7 protein-coding genes and 2 pseudogenes are annotated in these 6260 nt (G+C 69.2%); 7 read left to right on the top strand and 2 right to left on the bottom strand.

Going from position 1 to position 6260, the window contains the following annotated elements:
* Positions 1-276: 276 nt before the first annotated feature.
* The 3 genes and pseudogenes from OOK40_RS35095 to OOK40_RS35085 form a co-directional block, all read left to right on the top strand.
* A pseudogene (locus OOK40_RS35095) lies at positions 277-609 on the top strand (ATP/GTP-binding protein); the annotation flags it as partial.
* The gene (locus tag OOK40_RS35090) at positions 606-1844 is read left to right on the top strand and encodes a cytochrome P450 (RefSeq protein WP_266489805.1); all 1239 of its coding nucleotides are present in this window, start codon (positions 606-608) and stop codon (positions 1842-1844) included. The pseudogene OOK40_RS35095 and the gene OOK40_RS35090, both read left to right, overlap by 4 nt.
* On the top strand, positions 1841-3073 hold the full coding sequence (locus tag OOK40_RS35085; protein ID WP_266489804.1) for a cytochrome P450: 1233 nt from the start codon (positions 1841-1843) through the stop codon (positions 3071-3073). Before OOK40_RS35090 ends, OOK40_RS35085 begins: the two co-directional genes overlap by 4 nt.
* 177 nt (positions 3074-3250) lie before the next feature.
* Here OOK40_RS35085 and OOK40_RS35080 read toward each other — a convergent pair.
* Positions 3251-3379, bottom strand: a pseudogene (locus OOK40_RS35080) (protein kinase family protein); the annotation flags it as partial.
* Here OOK40_RS35080 and OOK40_RS35075 point away from each other — a divergent pair.
* Positions 3321-3551 carry a hypothetical protein gene (locus OOK40_RS35075; protein WP_266489813.1) on the top strand — a complete coding sequence of 77 codons (231 nt, stop codon included), beginning with the start codon at positions 3321-3323 and terminating at the stop codon, positions 3549-3551. The pseudogene OOK40_RS35080 and the gene OOK40_RS35075 sit on opposite strands and share 59 nt — an antisense overlap.
* Positions 3552-3686: 135 nt before the next feature.
* Positions 3687-4160 carry a hypothetical protein gene (locus OOK40_RS35070; RefSeq protein WP_266489803.1) on the top strand — a complete coding sequence of 158 codons (474 nt, stop codon included), beginning with the start codon at positions 3687-3689 and terminating at the stop codon, positions 4158-4160.
* Positions 4161-4214: 54 nt separating this feature from the next.
* On the opposite strand, the gene OOK40_RS35065 is transcribed toward OOK40_RS35070, so the two are convergent.
* Positions 4215-4844: a proteophosphoglycan 5 gene (locus OOK40_RS35065; RefSeq protein ID WP_266489801.1), complete on the bottom strand. Its 630-nt coding sequence runs from the start codon at positions 4842-4844 to the stop codon at positions 4215-4217.
* Between the two features lie 73 nt (positions 4845-4917).
* On the opposite strand from OOK40_RS35065, the gene OOK40_RS35060 reads away from it, so the two are divergent.
* Both OOK40_RS35060 and OOK40_RS35055 read left to right on the top strand, forming a co-directional pair.
* Positions 4918-5568, top strand: coding sequence for a hypothetical protein (locus OOK40_RS35060; protein WP_266489799.1), 651 nt, complete (start codon positions 4918-4920; stop codon positions 5566-5568).
* Positions 5490-6248 carry a transglycosylase SLT domain-containing protein gene (locus OOK40_RS35055; RefSeq protein ID WP_266489797.1) on the top strand — a complete coding sequence of 253 codons (759 nt, stop codon included), beginning with the start codon at positions 5490-5492 and terminating at the stop codon, positions 6246-6248. The genes OOK40_RS35060 and OOK40_RS35055 overlap by 79 nt, the downstream gene beginning before the upstream one ends.
* Positions 6249-6260: the final 12 nt, after the last annotated feature.

Genomic DNA, 6260 nt, shown 5'->3' with positions numbered 1-6260 from the left:
GATCCTCGCAGACAGCCCCTTCAGGTCAGTTGCAAAGACCACGCTGACTACCCTGGCATCTTGAGATCCGCCTGCTGCACACTCTGGAGGAGCAGCTCGGCCTGAGGCGTCCGTCACCTGTGGGACGACCCTCGCCATGCAGCCCCCCCCCCCCCTCTCTGCCCCCCCCCCCCCCCCCCCCCCCCCCCCCCGGTCGGTTAAAAAAAAGTCAGTCTGATCGCCTCGGGAGAGCTGATCCGCCGGCGGCGGGAACGAAGCTGGCCTCTTCAGCACCTCGGCCAGGAGCGTTTCCGCTCGCTGTGGGACGACATCGCCTACGGGGCGCTCGGCGCGCTGGTCCTGGTGGACACCCGCCGTATCGACGACTCGTTCGACGTACTGGGCCTGGTGGAGGAGTCGGGAGTCCCGTACGCGGTCGCGCTCAACCAGTTCCCCGACTCCAAGCACTACACCGAGGAGCAGCTGCGCCGCTCCCTGGATCTGGAGCCCGGCACCCCGATGGTGACCTGCGACGCCCGCGACACAGGCGCCTCCATCGACGCGCTGCTCGCCCTCGTGACACACCTCATCGCCCGCACCACCCCGCCCCCGCCGACGGAGACCCGGTGAACACCTACCCCGCCCCCGCAGAAGCCTTCAACCTGTCGGCTCCGGTCCGGCTCTGGGAGGAGGGCTTCGCCGCCGACCCGCACAGCTACTACGCGACGCTGAAGGCCCAGGGACCGATCGGCTGGGCCGAACTGGCCCCCGGCGTCCCCGCGTATGTCGTCACCGACCGCCGCGCCGCCCTCGATCTGCTGCACGACGCCGAGACCTGGTCGCACGACCCCAGGCCCTGGGAGGCCACGGTCGCCGAGGACTCCCCGATCCTCGGCATGATGCGCTGGCGGCCCAACGCCCTCTTCTCCGACGGCGATGCGCACATCCGCTACCGCCGCACGCTCCTCGACGCCTTCGACCTGGTGGAGCCGCACGATCTGCGCGAGCGGGTGCACCGCGCGGTCGACATCCTCGTCTCCCGGTTCGGCCCCGGCGGCCGCGCCGATCTCGTCGCCGACTTCGCCCGCCCGCTGATGGCGCTTGTCTTCAACAATCTCTTCGGCCTCCCCGACAGCGAGAGCGGACGCCTCAACGACGCGCTGGGCCGGATGATGGAGGGCGGCGAGCAGTCCGCGCAGGGCGAGGCCGAGTACGGACGTTACGTACTCGAACTCATCGCCGCCAAGAGCGCCGAGCGCGGTGACGACCTGACCAGCCGGCTGCTCGACCACCCCCTGGACCTCACCCCCGAGGAGGTCACCTGGCAGGTCTTCCTCACCCTGGGCGCGGGCCACGAGCCCACCGCGAACCTCGTCTCCAACGCCCTGTCCCGCATCCTCGGCAACCCGGCCTACTACTCCACCCTCACCAGCGGCTCCCGCCCGGTCATGGACGCCGTCGTCGAGGTGCTGCGCTACGAGACCCCGCTGTCGAACTACGGCATCCACTTCGCGCGTCAGTCCCTGAGCTTCCACGGCGTCTGGGTGCAGGCGGCGGTCCCCGTCGTCGTCTCCTACGGTGCGCTCGGCCACTTCGCGGACAAGGAGTTCGACGGCGCCCTCCACCCCCACGACGCCTCGCACCTGTCGTGGTCCGCCGGCGAACACGGCTGTCCCGTCAAACAGCACACCCTGCTGATCGCCACCGAAGCCATCGAGCGGCTCACCCAATGGCTCCCCGACCTGGAGCCCATCACCCCCCGCGAGCGCCTCACCTGGCGCCCGGGCCCCTTCCACCGGTCGCTCAAAGCCCTGCCCGTCAGCTTCACCCCCCGTGTCCCCGACCAGCCAGGAGACCGAGCATGACCGCGTCCACCCCCGTGGCCCTCGACCCGTTCGGCGCCGACATCCCCGCGGAGAGCGCCCGGCTGCGTGCACTGGGCCCCGTGGTGCCCGTCGAACTGCCCGGCGGCATCCCTGCCTGGGCACCCACCGGATACGACACCCTCAAGACCCTGATCCTGGACCCCCGGGTCAGCAAGGACCCCCGCAAGCACTGGTCACTCTTCCCCGAGATCGGCGAACACCCCTCCTGGGGCTGGATCCTGGGCTGGGTGGGCGTGGTCAACATGCTCTCCACTTACGGCCCCGACCACGCGAGGCTGCGCAAGCTCGTCGCGCCCAGCTTCACCGCCCGCCGTACGGAGACGATGCGCGCCCGCGTCGAGGAGATCACCGCCGAGCTCCTGGAAGGCCTGGAGAGCGAGGGCGCCCCGGGCGAAACGGTCGACGTGCGCGCCGGATTCGCCCATCCCCTGCCGATGCGGATGATCTGCGAACTCTTCGGCGTCCCGGACGACTTGGTCGACGACACCGGCCGGCTGATCGCCGCCATCATGGACACCTCCGACCCGAGCCCGGAGCACGGAGCATTCGTCCAGGAGCAGATCGGCAGCGTGCTGGGCCGGCTCATCGCGTACAAGAGCGAGCACCCGGGCGACGACATGACCACCGAGCTCATCAAGGTCCGCGACGAGGACGGCGACCGGCTCAGTGACGAGGAACTGCTCTACACGCTGCTGCTGGTCATCGGCGCGGGCTTCGAGACGACGGTCAACCTCATCGGCAACGCGGTCGTCGCGCTGCTGACGCATCCCGACCAGCTCGCCGCCGTACGCTCGGGCGAGATCGGCTGGGACGCGGTGATCGACGAGGTGCTGCGCGTCCACCCCTCCATCGCCAGTCTGCCGCTGCGATTCGCCGTCACCGACATCACGATCGAGGGCGTGACGATCCCGGCGGGGGACGCGATCGTCACGACGTACGCGGCGGCGGGGTACGACCCGTCGCACTACGGAGACGACTCCACGGAGTTCGACGCGGCACGCGGCGCGGACGACCACCTGGCCTTCGGCATCGGGGTCCACCGCTGCATCGGCGCGCCACTGGCCCGCATGGAGGCGGCGACGGCGCTGCCGGCGCTGTTCGACCGCTTCCCGGACCTTCGGCTGGCGGCGAAGCCGGATGAACTGCGGCAGGTCCCGTCGTTCATCGCCTACGGCTGGCAGGAGATCCCGGTCCACCTCCACGCCTGACCGGCCCTGGTCGTGCCCGGCCGGGCGGTCCGCCCGGGGCCCGGCCGGTGCCGTCTGCCGCTGTCGCGGCGGGCCAAGGGGCAGGCGCGGCGTGACTGCCGCGTGGCACCTTCGGCGTCGCGCCTCGATGACGGTGTCCGGCTGTGCGGCACCGAGTGCTCCCGGTAGTCCCGGCGCTCAGCTCAGGGCTTTGCCTACCTGGTAGATGGTGGGCCGCTCCTCGGGTGCATGACTGAGCATCGCCTCGATCACCTCCCCCAGCACGCCGGACACGGTCACGGGCCGACGTCTGCTCCGCGAGGCTTGGGTCGCCGGCGTGCAGGCGCACTTTCCCGGAGAACCCAAGGCCGGATACATCACTCCCTGGGTCGACACACCGCAGTGGGAGCGCGAAGCGGCAGGGGCCGTTTGCGAACAAGCCTGGCAGCAGGAGACTGACGCCGACATCTTCGAGGCCATCGAGAAGGACGCGAGCTGAGCCGCGGCCTCTTGGAGACGCCAGTTCCCCCGGAGCGCACGCCGGGGGCGCTGCGAAACAGGCCATCCGAACTCATGAACACAGCCAACCCCTTGTACCCGGACGCTGTCAGAGGGGCCTGGCAGGATCGGGAGCATGGATTACTGGCCGTACCCGCCGGCTGAGGCGGACCGTATCAACCCCTTTGACAGCGAGCGCACCGAGACGCAGTACATACTCTTCGGGGGCCACCGACCCACCTCTGCGTTCACCGATCCCGCCCTGTTCGACAACCCGGACCTGCAGCAATGGATCCCGATGGGCTACAAGATCCTCCGGAGGGCACAGAAGGTGGCCATCCTCCGGCACGGCGACGTCGTACGCCAATGGCCGGTGCTGCACCGCATTCCTCACTTCGAAACGGTGTTCCTGCCTGCCAGCGTGGCGGAGTCCGTGAACAGCTGGCGGCGCAGCGTGTGCGGATATCGGATCCTGACCTCGCCGACCGCGAAGACCGCCCCGGAGGACGCCCACGACTACGCCGCAGCCATGGAGCTGGCCCGCACAGCCTCGCGTGCCGAAGGCCGCGCTCTGGTGGTGTACATGTACGACGCCCAGAACTGGCACTGACGACCGGCGACTGCGGCCCCCAGCACTCGCCGGCAGGGTCGTCGCCGAGCGCTGTCAGAAGGCCAGGAATCTCCTGGCCGCAGCAGCGCCCGCCGCGGGATCCCAACCACCCGCTCCGACGACCGCGGTCACGTGTGCCTCCGTGACGTCGCCGTCTGCGGCGATAAGCGCTTCGATCGCGGCCGGACTTGGCGCCGACCCGCCGAGGCCCGGCGCCTCCCGGGCGACCGAGATGATGCTCTCTCGCGTCTTCTCGAGGCTCAGGGCGGGCAAGCCCACGCTGCGAAATCCGTCTTCGGCGCTGTAGTCGGCGCGCTTCCATCCGTCGCCGTCGAAGCCGTACACAAAGCCCACGTACTCCTTCTCGGCCAGCATCCGCTCCACCACCGGCCGCCACCAGTCGGGCGCCCCGGCGAGCACATCGGTCTCGTCCTCGCCGAACTCCTCGGCGGCCGGGCCGTAATAGGTTTCCGAGTACTCGTGGTCGTAGCCGATCAGCACCGCACGGCCAGCGCCGAGGTGGTGCACCTCCGCCCAGTTGCCACCGCTGTCGTCGAAGTGCCATACAGGGACGTCGGCCCAGCACGTCCTGTCCCGGCCCCGGGCCGCGCGGATCGCCGCGTAGGCCGCCCAGCGGCCGCGCAACTGCGCCGGCGTGGGAAGGTCCAGGGTCACAAGCCCCATGGCTGCTCCACCTCTTTCTGCCTGTCTCGCTCTCGTGTGCACAGCGGCCACGCTTCATCGGTCTCCATCGGTCATGCCTCAACGACCGCGCTGCGTCGGTCGTCCTTCATTCAAGCCCCTGCCGCTGACAACGGGACTCCGTCCCGGGCGGGCCCATGCCGGCGTCCCCGTATTCGCGGCGGTCGTCACCGTCCTCGCCGAGCAGTGCGGCGGCCTGGTTGCTGTCGTACGCCGATATGCCTACCGTTCAGACGTCGAATTCCTCGAGGACGCCAACCCGACCCTCATCGACCGCAACGCCGCCGAGTTCAGGCGCCTCCACACACTGATCGAGTCAACCGACGACGCGTTCCGTAAGGCGACCAAAGTCGAGTGGGAGAGGGGGCACTACAAGAACGGCAAGAGCACCGAGGGAAAACTCTCCGAGGTCATGTCACGTGAGGCCGACGCGATCACCCCAACCGCGCGAGCCGCGGAGCCCCTGCGGCAGTGGGAGGACCTGCGCGACACCACCGGAGTGCTGGACTTCTTCGCTGAGCTGACCGTCGACGTGGACGCGATCCGGGAAGAGGCCGAGCGCTACTACAACCAGACCAAGGGCCACTACGGCGACGCCCTCCGCGTCGAGTCCGAAGCGAGGGAGAAGTGCATCGCCGACATCAAGGCGCGTACAAGTCGATACCCGACTACCAGGGAACCATCCCGGACCCGGAGCAGTTCCTGAAGGGACTCGGACCGTTGCGGGCCGAGGCGCGGGAGGCGAGCGACAACCCGAACGTCCAGCTGCCAGGATCAGGCCCCAAGGTCGACTCGATCCCAACCATCGGTAGCAACGTCGTGATCTCCGAGACGCTCATGCGCATCGCGAACCGTGTCGACGGGCTGCCGGAAGGCCAGGGCAACAATTTCTGGTTGCCCTCCAACTCCGACGAAGGCCGCCGCGAATACATCTCCGGCAACAAGGAGCTCATCAGGGCCGCGGCGGCGGACGCCGGCCTCCCACCCGAGATGGTCGCAGGAATCGCCTGGCAGGAAGTCGAAGGCGACCCGGGGGTGATCGACGATGCCGCATACGAGGGACGCAAGCTGCTTCCCGGCAGCGAGGACCCCGACCGTACGTCGATGGGCCCCATGGCCATCCAGGTCCGCCGCGCCGCCGAAGTACTCGGGTACGACCCGCACAACCTCACCGACATGCAGCGCAGCGCCGTGGTCGACGCGATACGGGACCCCGCGAAGAACATCTTCATAGCCTCGGAGTACCTCGCCCAGATCAAGGCCGAGAGCGGCTTCGCGGACGTGCCGCCCGAGCAGATGACCCGCGCCCAGATGCAGGAGCTCGCAGCCCGCTACAACGGCGGCCCCTGTGCCCCCCCCGTCTCGTCCCAGAGCGATCGGGTCTGACACGGACGCGTC

The sequence above is a fragment of the Streptomyces sp. NBC_01481 genome (assembly GCF_026339995.1).
Classification (GTDB): Bacteria; Actinomycetota; Actinomycetes; order Streptomycetales; family Streptomycetaceae; genus Streptomyces.
This window is presented reverse-complemented; position numbering and strand designations above follow the sequence as displayed.